Annotated in this window: 16 protein-coding genes; 9 read left to right on the forward strand and 7 right to left on the reverse strand. The window is 61.7% G+C overall.

Translation table 11 applies throughout. The features are described from left to right. Positions 1–200: 200 nt before the first annotated feature. The gene (locus ACFQX9_RS01960; protein WP_085352290.1) at positions 201–596 is read left to right on the forward strand and encodes a response regulator; all 396 of its coding nucleotides are present in this window, start codon (positions 201–203) and stop codon (positions 594–596) included. 36 nt (positions 597–632) lie between these two features. On the opposite strand, the gene ACFQX9_RS01965 is transcribed toward ACFQX9_RS01960, so the two are convergent. From ACFQX9_RS01965 to ACFQX9_RS01975, 3 genes are all read right to left on the reverse strand, one after another. Further along, positions 633–827, reverse strand: a complete 195-nt coding sequence (locus ACFQX9_RS01965; protein ID WP_377786332.1) for a hypothetical protein — start codon at positions 825–827, stop codon at positions 633–635. 657 nt (positions 828–1,484) lie between these two features. Then, positions 1,485–1,898, reverse strand: a complete 414-nt coding sequence (rnk, locus tag ACFQX9_RS01970) for a nucleoside diphosphate kinase regulator (protein WP_143273371.1) — start codon at positions 1,896–1,898, stop codon at positions 1,485–1,487. 9 nt (positions 1,899–1,907) lie between these two features. Continuing rightward, positions 1,908–2,399 carry a GreA/GreB family elongation factor gene (locus tag ACFQX9_RS01975; RefSeq protein ID WP_377786335.1) on the reverse strand — a complete coding sequence of 164 codons (492 nt, stop codon included), beginning with the start codon at positions 2,397–2,399 and terminating at the stop codon, positions 1,908–1,910. 797 nt (positions 2,400–3,196) lie between these two features. Between ACFQX9_RS01975 and ACFQX9_RS01980 the strand changes: the two genes are divergently transcribed. The 8 genes from ACFQX9_RS01980 (at position 3,197) to ACFQX9_RS02015 (ending at position 10,905) form a co-directional block, all read left to right on the forward strand. After that, positions 3,197–6,118, forward strand: coding sequence for a monovalent cation/H+ antiporter subunit A (locus tag ACFQX9_RS01980; protein ID WP_377786337.1), 2,922 nt, complete (start codon positions 3,197–3,199; stop codon positions 6,116–6,118). Further along, entirely contained in the window at positions 6,118–6,459 is a 342-nt protein-coding gene (locus tag ACFQX9_RS01985) for a Na+/H+ antiporter subunit C (RefSeq protein ID WP_018458528.1), read from the forward strand. The genes ACFQX9_RS01980 and ACFQX9_RS01985 overlap by 1 nt, the downstream gene beginning before the upstream one ends. Continuing rightward, entirely contained in the window at positions 6,456–8,087 is a 1,632-nt protein-coding gene (locus ACFQX9_RS01990; protein WP_377786339.1) for a monovalent cation/H+ antiporter subunit D, read from the forward strand. Before ACFQX9_RS01985 ends, ACFQX9_RS01990 begins: the two co-directional genes overlap by 4 nt. Continuing rightward, a complete protein-coding gene (locus ACFQX9_RS01995) occupies positions 8,084–8,572 on the forward strand; it encodes a Na+/H+ antiporter subunit E (protein WP_377786341.1) in 489 nt (162 codons plus the stop codon). The genes ACFQX9_RS01990 and ACFQX9_RS01995 overlap by 4 nt, the downstream gene beginning before the upstream one ends. Then, a complete protein-coding gene (locus ACFQX9_RS02000) occupies positions 8,569–8,850 on the forward strand; it encodes a K+/H+ antiporter subunit F (RefSeq protein WP_018458531.1) in 282 nt (93 codons plus the stop codon). Before ACFQX9_RS01995 ends, ACFQX9_RS02000 begins: the two co-directional genes overlap by 4 nt. Further along, positions 8,847–9,197 carry a monovalent cation/H(+) antiporter subunit G gene (mnhG, locus tag ACFQX9_RS02005; protein ID WP_018458532.1) on the forward strand — a complete coding sequence of 117 codons (351 nt, stop codon included), beginning with the start codon at positions 8,847–8,849 and terminating at the stop codon, positions 9,195–9,197. Before ACFQX9_RS02000 ends, mnhG begins: the two co-directional genes overlap by 4 nt. 415 nt (positions 9,198–9,612) lie before the next feature. Continuing rightward, the gene (locus tag ACFQX9_RS02010) at positions 9,613–9,741 is read left to right on the forward strand and encodes a hypothetical protein (protein ID WP_018458533.1); all 129 of its coding nucleotides are present in this window, start codon (positions 9,613–9,615) and stop codon (positions 9,739–9,741) included. A 261-nt stretch (positions 9,742–10,002) separates the two neighbouring features. Further along, on the forward strand, positions 10,003–10,905 hold the full coding sequence (locus ACFQX9_RS02015) for a universal stress protein (RefSeq protein ID WP_377786345.1): 903 nt from the start codon (positions 10,003–10,005) through the stop codon (positions 10,903–10,905). An 82-nt stretch (positions 10,906–10,987) separates the two neighbouring features. Here ACFQX9_RS02015 and ACFQX9_RS02020 read toward each other — a convergent pair whose 3' ends face one another. From ACFQX9_RS02020 to ACFQX9_RS02035, 4 genes are all read right to left on the reverse strand, one after another. Then, positions 10,988–11,164, reverse strand: coding sequence for a hypothetical protein (locus ACFQX9_RS02020; RefSeq protein WP_018458535.1), 177 nt, complete (start codon positions 11,162–11,164; stop codon positions 10,988–10,990). A 425-nt stretch (positions 11,165–11,589) separates the two neighbouring features. Further along, on the reverse strand, positions 11,590–12,174 hold the full coding sequence (locus tag ACFQX9_RS02025; RefSeq protein WP_018458536.1) for a DUF1254 domain-containing protein: 585 nt from the start codon (positions 12,172–12,174) through the stop codon (positions 11,590–11,592). Further along, positions 12,171–12,749 carry a DUF1214 domain-containing protein gene (locus ACFQX9_RS02030; protein WP_007593444.1) on the reverse strand — a complete coding sequence of 193 codons (579 nt, stop codon included), beginning with the start codon at positions 12,747–12,749 and terminating at the stop codon, positions 12,171–12,173. Before ACFQX9_RS02030 ends, ACFQX9_RS02025 begins: the two co-directional genes overlap by 4 nt. A gap of 8 nt (positions 12,750–12,757) precedes the next feature. Further along, positions 12,758–15,046, reverse strand: a complete 2,289-nt coding sequence (locus ACFQX9_RS02035) for a transglycosylase domain-containing protein (RefSeq protein ID WP_377786347.1) — start codon at positions 15,044–15,046, stop codon at positions 12,758–12,760. Positions 15,047–15,299: the final 253 nt, after the last annotated feature.

Consider the following 15,299-nt stretch of genomic DNA (forward strand, 5'->3'; position numbering starts at 1 on the left):
ACGAGGCCCGGTGGCGCATCCTCCAAGAGTATGTCGCGGGCTTTCGCGAATTGATCGGGAGTTGCGCAAGAAGCTGCACTCCTGAAGTCGAGCTGACATCCGTTGGGCGGGGGACCCTTGCTCCCTGTGTTCAAAATGGAACATAACTCTTTATCGCGAGTTCCTTCCCGATCGCACAGCGGGGTGCGCAGGGGGCCAGCATGCAAGGGACGGGAGTTACTATCCTCGTCGTCGAAGACGAACAGCTTATCCGCGACATGGTGGCCGACGCATTGTCAGATGGCGGCTTTGAAGCCGAAGTCGCCGTCAGCGGGGAGGATGCAGTTAGTCTTCTGCAGGGCAACCAAACCAAGTATCGCGCACTCGTTACCGATATAAATTTGTTCGGAAAGCTCGATGGCTGGCAAGTCGGCCATCGCGCCAGGGAGCTAAATCCGGACATCTCTGTGATTTACATGACAGGGGCTGCGGCCGATCAATGGCCCGCCCACGGCGTGCCCAACAGCATCTTGCTGACCAAGCCATTTGCACCTGCGCAAATCGTGACCGCCGTAGCTCAACTTCTGAATACCGGAACTCCGCCCGCTCAGTCCTGAGGGGAGTGGACGAAGCCTTCTCCGACCGAGGCAGCCTTAGTTCTTCGTCAAGGGCTTGGGCGGCTCGTCGGCCATGGCCTCGACATCAATGGCAGGAAGCTCGCCAGTGCGGTCTTTCAGGTCTGCCGCACGCTGGACCAAGCCAGCAGCGACCGTGGGATTTTTTGTTGTTTTTGCCATGCGCAGCAATGCCGCTGCGGCCTCACGGGCGAACTGATTTAAGCGCGACACGGTTGGACATCCGACACTTAGCTGACGTGGAATGATTCAAGGGTCGAATATTCGTTCCGAATTCGGCTTAAAAATGCGCGCACGACACAAGAAGGGCTTCAGCTCGGGGCTGGGCCAGCTGAGGTCCTTCGTGTGTCGGCACCACGTTATTTGAGGTGCGGTTGCGAATGATGCCCAACCAAAGAAGTGGTTCTTGGTTCCCGTTATCAGCCCAAATTTCGAAAAAAAACGGGCCCCAGCTCGCGGGGCTATTGGGGGGCATGGAGCTGGGGCCACTCGGGGTCGCCCTTGGGGAAGGGCATCGGGAAAACTTGGCAATCGCAGGAATGTTCCTGTCCTTTTCCAAAGAGCGAGTGTGTAGATCAACCGCACGGCCGCGACTTGAGACGTCCTCGTGAACGACTTTTACGACCCCTGAGCCCCGGTCCTCTGGGGGGCACACCGCGTTGCAAACTCACTATAATGGATCGAAGCCGCGCAGAGTCGTTGGGCGACCAGTCCTGCAATAGTGAGAGGCGCGGTGATCCACAGCGCTACGAAACCAAGGCGTGTGCGCTGTCGAATTCATACGAAGGGCCAGATCCGGGCGCGACGTCCTCGGGACTACGCGCCCACATCGCAAGACGGCGATGCTCGGTCTGACTTAACGTACGCGCCTTATTCGGACACAGCGAGAACGGTCAGGCCCCTGGTGCGCTTGTGGGGCGTCTCGAAGTCGATCCGCTGTCCCGGCGATAGGCCGATCAAGGCCGCTCCAACAGGCGTCAGGACCGAGATCCGACTGAGCTCGATGTTTGCCTCATGCGGATAGACCAGCACGATCTCTCGGCTCGCACCCGTCTCGTCATCGCGATAGGTCACTTTCGATCCCATCCTGATCACGCCTCGCAAGTTGTTCTCGTCCGTCACCGTGGCACGTTCCATCTCTCGAGCCAGAAAATGGGCCACTCGCGGAAACAGATCCATGCTCGAATTGGCCAAGGAACTGAGGCGCCGTGATTCGTCCTCAGTAATCTTGATCGGCGGCAACGCCGGCTGTTCTCGCCGGCTCTCAGCTTCGAAATTGCGCATTGGTCGCTCCTATGCTGCAGTTGGTCCGGGGTCGTCATCGAACGGGTTGCCTGACCGCGTCGGCCCTCTCCGGAAGAATGGGACGACCTTTGAATCCGATGGGGTCAGGCTTTGGACCCTGACGACATTCAGACATCCGGCGACGAAGTACGGCATCTGATCGCCGACCCGCAGTCCGATCAAAGCTGTACCCAGCGGGGTCAACACCGAAATGCAGGCGGGATCCGACCAGCACTCCTCAGGCCAGACCAGTTGCACGGTGCGACGCGGAGCGCCCCAATTCGTGCAATGGGTGACCCATGATCCGATCGTCACGAAAGGACGGACGTTGTCCGTTTCGTCCGCGACGATATCGGCGCGGTTGATTTCGCCCATGAGGAATATCCCGTCCAAATCTCCTTTTTGGACGGCGAACCGGGCGAGCTGTTCGAGCCGCGGATAGTCTGATGAGGTCAGTGCAATTTTTGGAAGAGGCAGCACGGCGCACTCCTTCTGCTTCAAGACGACCTCTCGACTGGAGGTCACGAAAGCTGGAAAAGGGCCCGGACGGCGCGAACACCGCCCGGCTAACCGCCTGCTTGGAGGCGGCCGGCGTGAAGAGCAAAACGCGCGGTGCGCGCATCAATGTCGATGACATAAGCCATGATGCTCTGACTATAGTGGTTCATTTCCCTGGAAACATTGCGACGAAACCGCACAGCACCTGTGCACGCGAAGTATCGAGAGGAGACAAGGAGCGTCATTGAAGTGAGACATCGAACAAGCACGCGGGTCTACCCAGCTGCGCAAGAACGTGCGTCGAAGATTACACCGCGTGGGATGGACAGGCTGACGTTGCTGCAGGCGATCGCTCTTGTCGCACCGGTAGGCCCCGGGCGGCGGTTTGACGTGAATGTGAGCCGTAGTTCTACAGAACCATTATTATAGTCGGCATCGATCGCTTGCACCTGGCGATGGAACACTGAACGGGCGCCATGACATGCGATACCGCTCCGAGGTCAGCCCAGCTGAGGACACCGAGCCGGTCGAGATGAGTGGCTGGCGGGGGATCGCGCTCTGCGGATTCTGTGCGTTGCTGGGCGCTCTCGCCGCCGTCGTTGCCGCCGCGACTGGCACCCTTCCACACTGGATCTGAACCGCTCAATCGCGGAGCCAGTGTCCGCCGGAATGGCGGTTTCCGGCCAAACCATCACAATGGCGCTAAAATCTAGCAGTGGAGATATCGATCCGCCTCGGCTAAGCAATTGAGGATCAGCGAAAGCATCTCTCCACCTCGCAGCCTGGGGCAATGAACGCAAATGTTCCTGCTTGCCGTTCTCGTCCTTCCTTTCGCAGGAAGCTTTATTGCGGCGCTCTTGCGGGTCAATGCACGCAACGCTGAGGCATGGCTCGCTGGAGCGGTCGCACTTACAGCTTTTTGCCTCATCGGCGCGGCTTATCCGAACGTGACGAATGGTGGCGTTGTCGGGTGGCGAACGGACTGGGTCGCTGAACTTGGACTCGCATTTGTGCTGAGGCTTGACGGGTTCGCATGGGCCTTCGCCATGCTGATCACCGGCATCGGTTTTCTGGTGGTGCTGTATGCCCGGTACTACATGTCACCCAGTGATCCCGTTCCGCGGTTCTTCTCCCTGCTGCTCGCCTTCATGGGAGCAATGCTGGGAATCGTGCTCTCCGGCAACCTGCTCCAACTGGTTTTTTTCTGGGAGCTGACCAGTCTCTTTTCATTCCTGCTGATCAGTTACTGGCACCACAACGCGGCGGCGAGAGACGGCGCGCGGATGGCGCTGGTGATCACGTCGACGGGTGGGCTTTGCCTCTTCGCCGGCGTGCTGCTCATCGGGCACATCGTCGGCAGCTATGACCTGGAGCAGGTGCTGGCTTCCGGAAACGCGATCCGTTCGCACGCGCTTTATGTCCCCGCACTCGTTCTGATCCTTCTCGGCGCTCTCACAAAAAGCGCCCAGTTCCCGTTTCATTTCTGGCTGCCGCACGCGATGGCCGCTCCAACTCCCGTTTCAGCTTATCTCCATTCGGCAACAATGGTGAAGGCCGGAGTGTTCCTTCTAGTGCGGCTCTGGCCGGCAATGGGTGGAACGAATGAATGGCTGTGGCTGGTGGGCTCGATCGGCCTGATCACGTTTTTTCTGGGCGCCTTTCTCGCCGTGTTCCAGCAGGATCTGAAGGGGCTATTGGCCTACTCGACGATCAGCCATCTCGGATTGATCACGCTTTTGACCGGACTCGATACCCCATTCGGACAGATCGCGGCGATTTTCCATATCATGAACCACGCGACCTTCAAGGCATCGCTGTTCATGGCGGCCGGCATCATCGATCACGAAACCGGCACGCGCGACATCCGCCGCCTTAGCGGGCTATGGGCCTTCATGCCGATTACGGCGACGCTGGCCATGGTGGCTGCCGCGGCAATGGCGGGAGTGCCGTTGCTGAATGGTTTTCTGTCGAAGGAAATGTTTTTTGCCGAGACGATCGAGGTCCATGACAATTCCCTCGTCGATCAGGCGCTGCCGTACATCGTCACTCTCGCCAGCACGTTCACGGTTGCCTATTCGCTGCGCTTCATTCGCGACGTGTTCTTCGGCCCGGCTCCAACCGGCTTGCCACGCGTTCCACATGAGCCGCCCCTGTTGATGCGACTTCCGGCCGAACTGCTCGTGCTGGCATGCCTCATCGTCGGTGTCGCGCCGGCTCTCACAGTGGCGCCGATCCTCGATACGGCTGCCCGGGCGGTTCTCGGCTCCGCGATGCCGGAGTACAGCCTTCGTCTCTGGCACGGAATTACGCCTGAACTTCTGATGAGCATCGTAGCGATGGCCGGTGGGTTGGGCGTCTACGTCATGCTGCGCTCCTACCTGCTCGCGCATGAGGGACCGCCCTTGCTCGGTCGCATCAATGGCAAGCGGATCTTTGACTGGGTGTTGGTGACATTGTCCTGGCGGTTTGCGCGATGGCTCGCCACCAATCTCGGCACGAGGCGTCTCCAACCACAATTGAGACTGTTGGCTGGCGTGGCGTTCGTCGCTGCCCTGCTGCCCCTCTACGCCCGCGGCCTCTCGCTGACGGGACCGTCAAGGAGGGAATTCGACCTCGTCTTTGGACTACTCTGGGTGGTGGGCGTTGGCTGCGCGGTGGCGGCCGCGGTCCAGGCCAAATTTCATCGGGTGGTGGCGCTGATACTGCTCGGGACCGCGGGTCTCGTCACCTGCGTCAGCTTCGTCTGGTTATCCGCTCCCGATGTCGCGCTGACGCAGATCGTCGTTGAGACGGTTACGACGGTTCTCCTGTTGCTCGGCTTGCGGTGGCTGCCGAAACGCATCGCGCGACCAGGCCCGGCAGAGGCGCCCGACAGCATTCGGTGGCACCGCGTTCGCGATTTCTCCATCGCGCTCCTCGCCGGGCTCGGTTTGGGCACGCTTGCGCTGGCGGCCATGCAGCTCCCGGACAACCACAGCATTTCGCGATACTTCGTGGAAAACGCCTACACGAAGGGGGGCGGAACCAACGTGGTGAACGTCATCCTGGTGGATTTTCGCGGGTTCGATACGCTCGGCGAGATCACCGTGCTTGCGGTCGTCGCACTGACCGTCTTCGCGCTTTTGCGCCGTTTCCGTCCGGCCCCCGAAAGCATTCCCGTTCCCGAACAGCAGCATGTCCAGGATGCCCACGACGAGGCTCATCCCGATCGACAGAAGGGCGACACTGCCAAGGACACGCTTGCTACCGCGGCATTGATGATGGGCCTGCTGTTTCCCGTGATCGGCGTCGTGGCCATTTTCCTTCTCTTGCGCGGGCACGACCTTCCGGGCGGGGGCTTCGTCGCCGGCATCGCAATGGCAACAGCGTTCATCCTGCAGTATATGGCTCGCGGCACGGTGTGGGTGGAAGCTCGTCTTCACGTCATGCCGGTGCGTTGGATGGGTTTCGGCCTCTTGCTGCCAGGGTGTGCGGGAGCTGCCGCCTGCGTTTTCGGACACCCCTTCCTGACCTCGTACTTTGCATATGCCGAACTGCCTCTGCTCGGTCGCGTCCCCACGGCCAGCGCTCTTCTTTTCGATATCGGTGTGTTCTCGCTCGTCGTCGGCGCCACGGTTCTGATGCTCATCGCAATCGCGCATCAATCGCTGCGTCGCTATGGCGTGCCGATCCAGGCGGGGCAACGCGCGCCCGATGAGCGAGCGAAAGAGGAATTGGTGTAATGGAGCTTAGCCTGGCCATCGGCATAGGTGCGCTTACGGCTTCCGGAGTGTGGCTGATCCTCAGGCCGCGCACGTTTCAAGTCATCATCGGGCTTTCGTTGCTCTCTTACGCGGTCAATCTCTTCATTGTGGCCATGGGACGGGTGCGGACGGGAGCGCCGGTGCTGATCGCAAAGGAGATCGGGGATGCAACGAAACATGCTGACCCGCTACCACAGGCGCTCGTACTGACTGCAATCGTCATCAGTTTTGCGACGACCGCGTTGTTCCTTGTCGTTCTCCTCGCGTCGCGCGGCCTGGCGCGCACCGATCACGTCGACGGTCAGGAGCCCGAGGCGTGAGCGGAATTGCAAATCTGGTTGTTGCGCCCATCGTCCTGCCCCTGCTTGCCGGCGCAGGCATGCTGCTCTTGAATGGAGAGCGGCACCGCAACATCGTGGCTGCGGTCAACGTCGCCACAACGGTTGCACTTGTTTGTGTCGCGGTGATCTTGCTCGGAATGTCTGATTCGGGTCATCCCGAAATCAGGGAAGTCTATCGCCTGGGCGATTGGCCTGCTCCGTTCGGAATTGTCCTCGTTCTCGATCGGCTCTCCGCGCTCATGCTGCTCCTGACCAGCATCCTGGCGCTGGCGTCGCTCGTGTTCTCTCTTGCCCGTTGGCACCGGACAGGCGCGCATTTCCATCCGCTCTTTCAGTTTCTGTTGATGGGCCTCAATGGTGCCTTCCTGACCGGCGATCTCTTCAATCTGTTTGTCTTCTTCGAGTTATTGCTGGCCGCTTCGTACGGACTTCTGCTGCATGGGTCCGGTCTCGCACGGGTGAAGGCTGGGTTGCACTACATCGTCGTGAATCTGGTCGCGTCTCTATTGTTCCTGATCGGGGTCAGCCTGATCTATGGCGTCACCGGGACGCTCAATATGGCGGACCTCTCGGCGCGGATACCTGCAATCGCTGCGGAGAGCCGCGGTTTGCTCGAAGCAGGCGTCGGCATGCTGGCCGTGGCCTTCCTGCTCAAGGCCGGCATGTGGCCTCTGTGTTTCTGGCTGCCGACGGCCTACGCAGCCGCGAGTCCACCGGTGGCGTCGATCTTTGCGATCATGACCAAGGTCGGCGTATATATCATCCTGCGTCTATCGCTGCTGCTTTTCGGTGAGGGCAGCGGCGCGTCAGCGGGCTTCGGCAGTGACTGGCTGTTGTGGGGCGGGGTGGCGACGATCGCCTTCGGAGCAATCGGCACATTGGCATCCCAGGACACCGCCCGTCTCGGCGGCTTTTCGGTGCTCGTATCCTCCGGAACCGTGCTGGCAGCCACGGGGACCGGGCAAGTCAGTGTCACCGGTGGAGCACTGTTTTACCTGGTCAGCTCGACTCTCGGCATCAGCGCGTTCTTCCTTCTGGCCGAACTCATCGAGCGCGGCCGCGAACCGGGAGCTGACGTGATCGCCGTCACGCGAGAAGCTTACGGAGAAGACGACGGTGCGGACGATACCGAAGAGGAAGTCGGCATGGCCATTGTGGGCACGATGGGATTGCTCGGCGTCGCCTTTATCGGATGCGCACTGGTCATCGCCGGGCTTCCGCCGCTGTCGGGGTTCATAGCCAAATTCGCGCTGCTTACGGCGGCGCTTCAACCTTCAGACATGCATCCGGGTGGTGCCGTTCCCGGCAGTGGATGGGCGCTCCTGTTGGCGCTCCTCATATCCAGTTTTGCGGCGTTGGTCGCGCTGACCCGAGCAGGTATCCGCTCCTTCTGGGCCTCGCCAGATCGCACCGTGCCGCGTGTGCGCCTGATCGAAATGGCGCCCATCATGTTCCTGTTGATCATTTGCGCCACCCAGACAGTGCTCGCCGGTCCGGTGATGCGTTTCATGCAGGCAACGGCGCAATCGCTGCACGCGCCGGCGGGCTACGTCAGCGACGTCCTGGAGATCAGGGTCCAAGGCAGCCGAAAGGCGGGTGGCGAATGACGCGATTCCTGCCCTTTCCGCGGGTGAGCTTCTGTCTTCTCGCATTGTGGCTGCTGCTCAATCAAGCAGTCACGGTCGGACATGTCCTCCTCGGTTGTGTGATCGCGCTCGTCGGCGGGCAGATCCTCACCGTGCTGGAGCTGCCAAGCACACACGTCAGGCGACCCGGCTTCCTTCTTCGCCTGTTGGGATTGGTAGCGATTGATATCATCCGCTCTAACTTGGCGGTTGGCCGGATCATTCTCGGCTTTGGGCGCCGGCAGCGAAAATCCGGGTTCGTGAACATTCCGCTCGACATGCGCAATCCCTACGGACTGGCCATGTTGGCTTGCATCATCACCTCGACGCCCGGAACGCTGTGGGTGAATTTCGATGCACAGAAGGGCTTGTTGATGATCCATGTTCTCGACCTGGTCGATGAAGCCGAGTGGATCCGCACGATCAAGCAGCGCTACGAACGCCATCTGCTGGAGATATTCGAATGAGCCAGCTCTTGCTGATCTACGCGCTTGTCGCCGCACAGGTACTTCTGGTGTTGGCTATCGGCTGTGGCGCGGCTCGCATCTTTCGGGGGCCGCGAGCACAGGATCGCGTTCTGGGTTTCGACACGCTGTCCGTGAACGCGATGTTGTTGCTTCTGACGTTCGGGATTCGATCCGGCGAAACGCTCTATTTCGAGGCGGCTCTGGCCATGGCCCTCTTCGGTTTTGTTGGTACGGTTGCGCTAGCGAAGTTTCTGCTGCGCGGCGAGGTGATGGAATGAACGGCATCGAACACCTGCCGCCCTGGGCTGCGGCTCTCACGGCATTTCTCCTTCTTGTCGGCGCCGCCGCCACACTGGTCGGTTCGCTGGGCCTTTTGCGGTTCGGCACATTCTACGAGCGGGTCCACGCGCCGACGCTCGGGACAACGCTGGGCACCGTATTCATTGCAGCTGCTTCAATCGTTTGCTTTTCGGTACTTCAGAGCAGGCCCGTGCTGCACGAAATCCTGATCATCGGGCTTGGCGTGGTAACCACGCCTATTGCGCTGACCGTATTGGTGGGCGCAGCGCGATTTCGCGATACCGCCGAAAAGAGTGCGCAAGTTCGCGGACCAGAGGGCAATTAGCGCGAGACGCGCGATTTTTTGCGGCAGGTTCCTTGATCGGCCAGTCGGCCAATCCAGGCTAAATGTCGCATTTGATTTCCTGCATCGCATGCCCACCTCTAAGTACATGATGCATGACGCTGAGTAGTAGGCGAGTTCGCCGAAGTCTTTGCATGTTGGCCGCCTGATCGGAGGCAATCAGCCCCGAACTCAGTCCATGCCGCGTTCGCGAGGGCTGGAAGCTCGGTGCTCGGCAGAGCAGAGCAATGCACATGCCGCTCGCAAGCGAGCCGCACCGCAAACAGAGGCAGTGATGACTACAACGCTACGACGCCGGATTTATAGGACCCAGCTGCAGATCCGCCGGTAACCCGGACGATTCAGATCGTCCGGGATGATACCTCAACATTTCTGCAACCAAAGCCGGGAGTTTCTCATGTCGGTGTTCTTCGCGCTGCTCGTCCTGACCTCATGGGTCATGTTCATCTGGATTTCAGATCCCGATGGCTTCCGCGAGGCATTCGCTCGCCGCCGAGCGCCAATTCCTCACGATCCTAAAAGGTGACGTTGGGAGGTTCACCTCCGTCACCGCGTACAACAGTTGCTTATGAGCGAGAAAGATATCGTGCGCCGCATGTTCGCGGGGCGCGATGCTTGGTTGCTTCTCGGCTCCAGATCGTCGGTCCAGGCCAACCTGGTGGACTAGACGAATGAAGCCGGCAGGCAACAGCGTCATAGGCCCTCCGCAAGGCAACCGAATTGCCGCGCTGGTCGAGCTTGGCAGGCCATCGGGCTGGCGGCCGTTCGCAATTATAAGGATTCTGACATGAATATCGTCGCTGCGACAGATTTCTCGACGCGGTCCAATCGCGCTTTGCGGCAGGCCGGCCTCCTGGCGCGCTCCCCTGATGCAACTCTGCACCTTGTTCATGTCGTCGACGAGGATCAGCCAGCGGAGCTGATCCGCATCGAAGAGCGCGAGGCACAGCGGGTGCTGGTTGAGCAGATCGCATCCATGCCGGAGCTGCAAAACGTTCAGTGCTACCCGACTGTGGTCAAGGGCCATCCCTTTGATGGGATATTGCGAGCGGCTGCAGCAGCCGACGCGGATCTCGTTGTAATGGGAGCTCATCGTAAGCAGTTTCTGCGCGACATCTTCACAGGCACCACAATCGAGCGTGTAATTCGCGGAGGAAGGTATCCGGTTCTGATGGTGAACAACGAGGCGCAGCGGCGCTATGAACGCGCTCTGGTGCCGGTCGATATGTCGGATACATCCGCCGATGCAATCCGCGTGGGCCTGTCCACCGGACTCTTGACAGAGGGCGCAACAACGATCCTTCACGCCTTCTCGCCGATGACGAAAGCGCGATTGGTCCGCTCCGGTGCGAGCGCGGCCGTCATCAGCGGATATGTCGATCGCGAGCGTCTAAAGGCAACGGAGGAGCTGACGAAGTTTCTGGTGGCGAACAAGCTCGGCACGCAACGATGGTCTCTCCAGGTCGGCGAGGGCGGGCCGATGCAGGTCATCACCCGTGCGGTTTCGGAGAGGCAGCCTGACTTGCTGGTGATGGGGACGCACGGGCGATCTGGATTGGTTCGGGCGTTGATCGGGAGCGTAACGGAAGAAGTCCTGCGTTCGTTGAGTGTGGACGTTCTCGTTGTTCCTCCCGCGGGCTCTGAACGCACAATGTCAAATCCGCTGATCGGCACCGACCCAAAGGCGTGACGCGTACCGCGGCTCATCGCTCGCCGGCGAGCCCTTCTTTCCGCGAGACCACGGCTCCCGCTCTGTCCGGATGATCGATAGACTAGCGGCGCCGTCGTTCGCTGTCGCGCGCAGCCGGCTTTGCTGCTTGTGGTTTAGTTGAGCCCCGCGTGATCTTCAGCGGATCGCTGGCCGGAAAGGTTTGCTGCAATTGCCGGTCCAATTCCTCGTCGAGCTCCCGCTTCTCCCGCTGCTTCGATGTTTCGTCATGCTTTGGCATTGCTCAATCTCCGCGTTTAGCACTTGGTGACCGGCCGTCCGTGATCGGGAACAGTTGACGCCAAACCGAGCGGAATTGAGGATTTGGAATCAGCAAGGACTCTTGAAGTAGCAGCCAGTGCTCGGGACATCAGCGTCGCTAGTCCCGCCCGCACGGGGGACAATAGTGTTTCTCGATCATGGCACCTGCGCTCCGGCATGAAAAAAACCGCGGCGGATTGCTCCGCGCGGGTGAACTTTCGATGATGCCATTCTGCCAGTGTTTTGCCCGACGTGTCAAAGCTGAACAGCACGACGGGCAGGGATGTATCGGTTCGGCAAACGCCTAGTTGGTGCAATCAAAATGGCTAATGATTTCAATACCCCCGCTACTGTGCATGGGGTTGTTTTTCGATTTTTTTGTTTTTGCGCCGCCGAAGCCGCGCCTCAGCGCCGTCCGCGCGGTGCTTCCGCCTTGGCCGGCGGCTCGGTCTGCGGTCCGCAGCTCGCGGCAGCGAGGGTTGACTGCGCTTGCGGCATCAGGCCGGGCTCGGGGGCGAGCGCCTTCATCACGATCAGGCCGGTGGTGCTGGGGGAATCGATGATCAGGCGGTCGGCGGCGGTGATCTCTTCGTCTTCGGGCAGCTCGTTGTGCTGCGGCTCGGTCATCAGGTCGAGCTCGATCACCTTCTTGCCCGCCGAGCGGTCGTTGATGGCGTAGTAGGCGATCTCGTTGCGAGTGTAGAACGACACCGAGGTATAGGCTTGGCTGACGGGGACCGTCAGCTTGATCGGCCCGTTCGACAGATCGTAGCGGCAGATCGCGAGCGCAAAGGCCGGGTCCATGAACGGCATCGGCGAGGTCTGCGGATCGGCGAGCGGAAGCTGCGTGACCGCGTTGAGCTTGGTCATCGGGGTCAGCCGCGAATAGGCGTCCTGGGTCGCGATCCGCGGCAACGCCAGCACGCTGACGAGATGGACCACGAGGCCCAGCACCACGCCGGCAACGATGGTGAACAACAGCCGGATCATGAGCAGCCCGCCGTCGTGATCGTGGGCATCGGCGCGTCGCGCTGGGTGCGGGTAGCAACGCCGACCGGGGTGTCGTAGAGCCGCAGCATCAGCGCGTAGCGTTCGATGCCGCCGGTCGGCAGCCAGTTGCCGGCGCGCGAGCGCGAGGCGATGCGGATCTCGAACGAGCCGTCGGACTGCCGCACGATCTCCTGGCTGGTGAAGCCGTAGCGCTGCAGCGAATTGGGAACGAGATGACCCTTGCGGTCATAAAGCGTCAGCGTCCAGAACCGTGCCGGCGGCGTCACGCCGGAGACCACGACGTCGCAGCGGCCGTCGAGCACCTTCTTCTTGTCGTCGGCGGTCGCCGTGAAGGCGACGCCGTCGCCGGTGCCGATCGGCAACTCGCCGTTGCGCACGATGGTGGCGCGCGAATAGGGATCGACGTCGGCGGTGCCGGTGCGCGGACGCGCGGTCCAGGGGCCGATGGTCAGCGCGCCGATCTCGGTGCCGCGCGTCGTCGTCATCCAGGTCGCGCCGACGCCCACCACGGTTGCGAGCAGAAGGGCCGTCAATGTGATCAGGATCAGCCGCACTTGTTCGGTCAGTTCTTGCGCGGGGCGGATGCGTTCGCATTCTCTTCCGCATAGTTCTGCGGGAAGGCGAGCGCGCTCGTGGACGATGCCGGTTTGGCTTGCTTGGGGTCGGTGGCGGCCGCTTTGGCCGCGGTCCTGGCCGCGTCATCCAGCAGCTTCTCGACGCGCACCAAAACGTCGGCGCCGCGCTTGGTCAATACGGGCGGCGGACCGGGCTTGGTCTCCAGCACCTTCGGCGCCGCATTGGCCTGTGCGTTGGCGATCCGCTCGGGCGGCAGCTTCTGGCCCATGCCGATACCGGCGATCTCCCGGACCTCGACGCCCTGATGCGCCGCGAGCATGATGTCGTGCCAAGTCTGCGCCGGCAGCGAGCCGCCGGTCATGCGGTTAGTCGGCGAATAGTCGTCATTGCCGTACCAGACCGCGCAGGTGAAATTGCCGGTGTAGCCGACGAACCAGGCGTCGCGATAGGCATTGGTGGTGCCGGTCTTGCCCGCAGTCGGAATGCCGTCGAGCGCTGCGCGGCGCGCGGTGCCTTCGCTGACGACGTGGCTCATCATGCCGGCCATGTCGGCGGCCACGGAGGCGGGGATCGCCTGGCGCGGCTTCGGCCCGTCGCGGTCCCAGCGCCAGACCGGATCGCCGGCGCCGGTGCGCACTTCCAGCACGGAATGCGGCGTCACCGCCTTGCCGCGGTTGGGGAAAGTCGCGTACGCCACCGCGTGCTCGAGCACGGTGACTTCGTCCGAGCCGATCGGCAGCGACGGCGTGTCGGGCAGCGGTGCCTTGAGGCCGAAGCGGCGCGCGACCTCGACGATCTTGGCGCGGCCGATCTTGGCCGGGTTCGGCGCCTTCGGCTGCTCCTTCTGGCCGATCGCGATCGACAGCTTGACGGGTACAACGTTGATCGAGCGCGTGATCGCCTGCGTCAGTGTCACCGCGCCGGAATAGGAATGGCCATAGTTCTGCGGGCACCAATTGCCGATGCAGACCGGGCCGTCGACCACGATCGAATTCGGCGTGAAGCCGTTGAGGAGCGCGGTGGTGTAGACGTAAGGCTTGAACGACGAGCCCGGCTGGCGGTAGGCGTCGGTGGCGCGGTTGAATTGGCTGGCGCCGTAGTCGCGGCCGCCGACCATGGCGCGGATGCCGCCGTCGAGATCGGAGACGACGGTCGCGGCCTGCGTCGCGTGATAGTCGCGGCCGAACTGGCGCAGCTGGTTCTCGACCGCGTCCTCCGCCGCCTTCTGCACGTTGGTGTCGATCGCGAGCCGGACCACGAAGACGCGCTCAGTGTAGGATTTCGGGAAGGTGTCGACCAGCTTGCGCATCTCGTCGAAGGCGTAGTCGAGATAATAATTCGGCGACGCCTCGTAGCGGCGGTCGACCGCGAAGGCGGGGTTCCGGCGGGCGCCGAACACCTGGCCCTCGGTCATGAAGCCGGCGTCGACGAGATTGTCGAGAACGACATTGGCGCGGGCGCGGGCGGCGGGCAGGTTGATGTGGGGCGCGTATTTGGTCGGCGCCTTGAACAGGCCGGCGAGCATCGCGGCTTCGGCGAGCGTCACGTCACGTGCCGACTTGTTGAAGTAGAAATGCGCGGCGCCGTCGACGCCGAAGGTGCCGCCGCCCATATAGGCGCGGTCGAGATACAGCTTGAGGATCTCGTTCTTGGTCAGGCGCCATTCCAGCCAGACCGCGAGGAAGGCTTCGTTGACCTTGCGCTCGATGGTGCGCTCGTTGCTCAGGAACAGGTTCTTGGCGAGCTGCTGGGTGATCGAAGAGCCGCCCTGGCGGACGCCGCCGGCCTGGGCGTTGGTGACGAGCGCGCGCGCGGTGCCGGCGATGTCGATGCCGAAATGCTCGTAGAAGCGGCGGTCCTCGGTCGCGAGCGTCGCCTTGATCAGCACGTCCGGAAAATCTTCCAACGGGATCGAATCGTTGTGCTTGATGCCGCGGCTGCCGATCGGGTTGCCGTAGCGGTCGAGGAAGGTCACCGCGAGGTCGGACTTCTTCAGCCAGTCCTCGTCCGCGGTCTCGCGGAAGGCGGGAATGGCGAGGGTCAGCATCACCACCAGGCCGCCGAGGCCCAGCGTCGCGGCCTCCGACAGCGGCTCGATGAACACCCAGCGCTTCCAACGCCCGACATAGAAGCGGTCCATGAAGGTCGAGTAGCGCTCGTAGAGCTCGCGGATGCCCTTGGCCGAGGAGAACAGCGAGGAGTCGATGCGCGCATCGAGGTCCAGGAAGAAATTCCGGATCCGGGCCTTCCAATGCGGTGGTATGATCTGGCGCACCTAGAACCCTTGCGGCTTGGTTCGAAAGCGTTCAAGCACCCGGCCGGGGGCGGCATCGAGACGTCTTGCGGGAGTGTTGCGGCAAACCCAAGGCGCCCGGCCAGCGACGGTGGGGACTTGCTGTTCCTTCTAGCCGAGCAGGGCCTATAAACCAATGGTCACGCTTGCGATTTTGAACAACAGGCCTAATTGACCCCGGTTCATTACGGGCCTCACGCGGGCGTTGCTTGCAGCCGCATGGCCGCACGCCCTA

The sequence above is a fragment of the Bradyrhizobium sp. GCM10028915 genome, from assembly GCF_042666195.1.
Lineage (GTDB): Bacteria > Pseudomonadota > Alphaproteobacteria > Rhizobiales > Xanthobacteraceae > Bradyrhizobium > Bradyrhizobium canariense_D.

What these genes read in the sequence shown, in the direction of transcription:
- ACFQX9_RS01960 (WP_085352290.1), top strand. Translation starts at nt 201, where the DNA reads ATGCAAGGGACGGGAGTTACTATCCTCGTCGTCGAAGACGAACAGCTT.
- rnk (WP_143273371.1), bottom strand. Translation starts at nt 1,898, where the DNA reads ATGCGCAATTTCGAAGCTGAGAGCCGGCGAGAACAGCCGGCGTTGCCG.
- ACFQX9_RS01980 (WP_377786337.1), top strand. Translation starts at nt 3,197, where the DNA reads ATGTTCCTGCTTGCCGTTCTCGTCCTTCCTTTCGCAGGAAGCTTTATT.
- ACFQX9_RS01985 (WP_018458528.1), top strand. Translation starts at nt 6,118, where the DNA reads ATGGAGCTTAGCCTGGCCATCGGCATAGGTGCGCTTACGGCTTCCGGA.
- ACFQX9_RS01995 (WP_377786341.1), top strand. Translation starts at nt 8,084, where the DNA reads ATGACGCGATTCCTGCCCTTTCCGCGGGTGAGCTTCTGTCTTCTCGCA.
- ACFQX9_RS02000 (WP_018458531.1), top strand. Translation starts at nt 8,569, where the DNA reads ATGAGCCAGCTCTTGCTGATCTACGCGCTTGTCGCCGCACAGGTACTT.
- mnhG (WP_018458532.1), top strand. Translation starts at nt 8,847, where the DNA reads ATGAACGGCATCGAACACCTGCCGCCCTGGGCTGCGGCTCTCACGGCA.
- ACFQX9_RS02010 (WP_018458533.1), top strand. Translation starts at nt 9,613, where the DNA reads ATGTCGGTGTTCTTCGCGCTGCTCGTCCTGACCTCATGGGTCATGTTC.
- ACFQX9_RS02015 (WP_377786345.1), top strand. Translation starts at nt 10,003, where the DNA reads ATGAATATCGTCGCTGCGACAGATTTCTCGACGCGGTCCAATCGCGCT.
- ACFQX9_RS02020 (WP_018458535.1), bottom strand. Translation starts at nt 11,164, where the DNA reads ATGCCAAAGCATGACGAAACATCGAAGCAGCGGGAGAAGCGGGAGCTC.
- ACFQX9_RS02025 (WP_018458536.1), bottom strand. Translation starts at nt 12,174, where the DNA reads ATGATCCGGCTGTTGTTCACCATCGTTGCCGGCGTGGTGCTGGGCCTC.